Source organism: Bradyrhizobium campsiandrae (genome assembly GCF_014529705.1).
Taxonomy (GTDB): domain Bacteria; phylum Pseudomonadota; class Alphaproteobacteria; order Rhizobiales; family Xanthobacteraceae; genus Bradyrhizobium; species Bradyrhizobium campsiandrae.
Window position 1 is genome coordinate 1 of the sequence record NZ_JAANIH010000141.1, and the last position, 2799, is coordinate 2799.

At 63.6% G+C, this 2799-nt stretch carries 2 protein-coding genes; one reads left to right on the forward strand and one right to left on the reverse strand.

The annotated features are described in order from the left end of the window. Nucleotides 1-2212 (reverse strand): glycogen/starch/alpha-glucan phosphorylase (locus G8O24_RS42305; protein ID WP_188108382.1); only part of this gene is annotated, 2212 nt, incomplete at its 3' end. Between the two features lie 208 nt (nucleotides 2213-2420). Here G8O24_RS42305 and G8O24_RS42310 point away from each other — a divergent pair. Beyond that, nucleotides 2421-2648 (forward strand): hypothetical protein, encoded by a 228-nt coding sequence (locus tag G8O24_RS42310; RefSeq protein ID WP_188108383.1) that lies wholly within the window; start codon nucleotides 2421-2423, stop codon nucleotides 2646-2648. Nucleotides 2649-2799 lie beyond the last annotated feature (151 nt).

Here is a 2799-nt window from a genome sequence, read left to right on the forward strand (position 1 = left end):
CATTGATGGCGCGCTGCAGCTTCGGCGATTTGCGGATCACGTCCGAGGCGTCCAGGCCCTGCTTGCGCCGGATCATCACGTCGCCGGCCTCCATGCCGAAGATCGCGATGTTTTCCGCGCCGACCTGGTCGCGGATCTCGATATTGGCGCCGTCGAGCGTGCCGATCGTGATGGCGCCGTTCAGCGCCAGCTTCATGTTGCCGGTGCCGGACGCCTCCATGCCGGCGGTGGAGATCTGTTCGGACAGGTCGGCGGCGGGAATGATCACCTCCGCGAGGCTGACATTGTAGTCCGGCAGGAAGACGACCTTCAGCTTGCCGCCGATGGCGGGATCGTTGTTGACGACCTCCGCGACGTCGTTGATCAGCTTGATGATCAGTTTTGCGTATTTGTAGCTCGCCGCCGCCTTGCCGGCGAAGATTTTCACCCGCGGCACCCAATTGGCGTTGGGATCGTCCTTGATCGCCTGATAAAGCGCGACTGTCTCGATGATGTTGAGGAGCTGGCGCTTGTATTCGTGGATGCGCTTGATCTGCACGTCGAAGAGCGCGGTCGGGTCGACCTTGATGCCGAGCCGTTCGCCGATCAGGCGCGCCAGCGCGGTCTTGTTGTGCAGCTTGACGCTGCGGAATTTCTTCTGGAACTCGACGTCGCTGGCGCGTGTCTCGATCAGCGAGAGCTGGGTCGGGTCGTCGAGCACGGCTTCGCCGCAGGTCTCGCGCAACAAATCGGTCAGCTTCGGGTTCGCCAGCATCAGCCAGCGGCGGAAGGTGATGCCGTTGGTCTTGTTGGTGATGCGGCCGGGATAGAGATGGTTGAGGTCGTGAAACACGGTCTCGCGCATCAGGTCCGAATGCATCGCCGAGACGCCGTTGATGCGGTGCGAGCCGACAAAGGCGAGCTGGCCCATGCGGACGCGGCGGCCGCTCTTCTCGTCGATCAGCGAGACCGAGGCGCGGAAATCGATGTCGCCGGGGGCGCGTGCTTCGGCCAGCGCGAGGTGCTGGACGTTGATGCGGTAGATGATTTCGAGGTGGCGCGGCAACAGCCGCTCGAACAGCTCGACCGGCCAGGTCTCCAGCGCTTCCGGCAGCAGCGTGTGGTTGGTGTAGGAGAGGGTGGCGACAGTGATCTTCCAGGCCTCGTCCCAGCGGAAATTATGGAGGTCGACGAGGATGCGCATCAGCTCAGTGACGGCAAGGCTCGGATGGGTGTCGTTGAGCTGCACCGCGACCTTGGACGACAGGCTGCGGAGCTGGCCGTCGGATGCGAGATGCCGCTTCACCAGGTCCTGCAGCGAGGCCGAGACGAAGAAATATTCCTGACGCAGCCGCAGCTCGCGGCCCGCCGGACTCTCGTCGTTCGGGTAGAGGAATTTGCAGATCGCTTCCGCGCGTGCCTGCTCGGCGCTGGCGCTGACATAGTCGCCCACGTTGAAGGCATCCAGCTTGAGCGGATCGGGCGAGCGCGCCGACCACAGCCGCAGCGCGTTGACGTGCTGGCCGCGCCAGCCGACGATCGGCGTGTCATAGGCGATCGCCTGCACGGTCTCGGCCGGGTGCCAGATCGCGCGGTCGCGGCCCTTGTCGTCGACATGCTCGACGCCGCCGCCGAAATTGACGTCGTAGATCACTTCCGGCCGCTGCAATTCCCAGGGATTGCCGAAGCCGAGCCATTCGTCCGGATATTCCTGCTGCCAGCCCTGATTGATGATCTGGCGGAACAGGCCAAAATCGTAGCGGATGCCGTAGCCGATCGCGGGGATCGACAACGTCGCCATGCTCTCCAGGAAGCAGGCCGCAAGACGCCCGAGGCCGCCATTGCCGAGCGCGGCGTCCGGCTCGCATTTGCGCAGCTCGGGCAGCGACACGCCGAGATCGCCGAGCGCGACGTCGAAGATCTTGAGCAGGCCCATGTTGTTGAGCGCGTCGGTGAAGAGGCGGCCGATCAAGAATTCGAGCGAGAGATAATAGACGCGCTTGCGGCCAGCATCGTAGCTGCGCTTCTCGGCCGACAGCCAGCGATGCACGATGCGGTCGCGCAGCGCGAGCGCGGCGGCCTGGTACCAGTCGTGCTTGGTCGCCATGCCCGCATCCTTGCCGATGGCAAGGCGCAGCTTCGCCAGGATCGCACCCTTGATCTCCGCCAGCGCGAGCTCGTCGATGGGCTGACCGGGGGTAGGGAAATTTGGCTGGAACGATTGATCTTGCAAGGCCGTCACTTCCTGGTCGACAGAAACACCACTGAACCCTACGCGTCTTGCCGCTTTGCCGGAACCATTACTGGCGCGGCAGTGCACTGCGCTGGCTTAAAATTATGCAAGGAACGGGCCGCTTTGGGAACCCGGACCAGCACGGAGAAACGCCGATTTGGTGTTAGACTGGATACAGATTCAGCCATCAGTGTGGAGGGGACGTCCCATGAGACTGCTGATCGAAATCGCCGCCGCGGCGCTTCTCGTCATCTGCATCGCCACCTCGAGCGCCGCCTCCGCCGCCGGCAAGCGCAGCGCCGATGGCCTCAGCTGCGCCGTCTCGCTCCCGCAAAACGCAACGCCCGCGCAGCGCTGCACCGCCATCAAGCGCCAATGCGGCGGCAAGTTTTACGCGAGTGCGTGCGGGGACAGGTTGCTGTCGGCGGTGAATTGAACTGCGCTGATGCAATACCACTGGTGTCGTCCCGGCGAAGGCCGGGACCCATAACCACAACTCTCAGACGTTGTCATAAAGGGGTGCCCAGCAATGAATGCACCAGCCGCCTACTACGTCTACATCCTCGCGAGCCGACGCTACGGTACGC

Excerpts from the sequence above, each read along its gene's own strand:
- G8O24_RS42310 (WP_188108383.1), top strand. The coding sequence starts at position 2,421 with ATGAGACTGCTGATCGAAATCGCCGCCGCGGCGCTTCTCGTCATCTGC.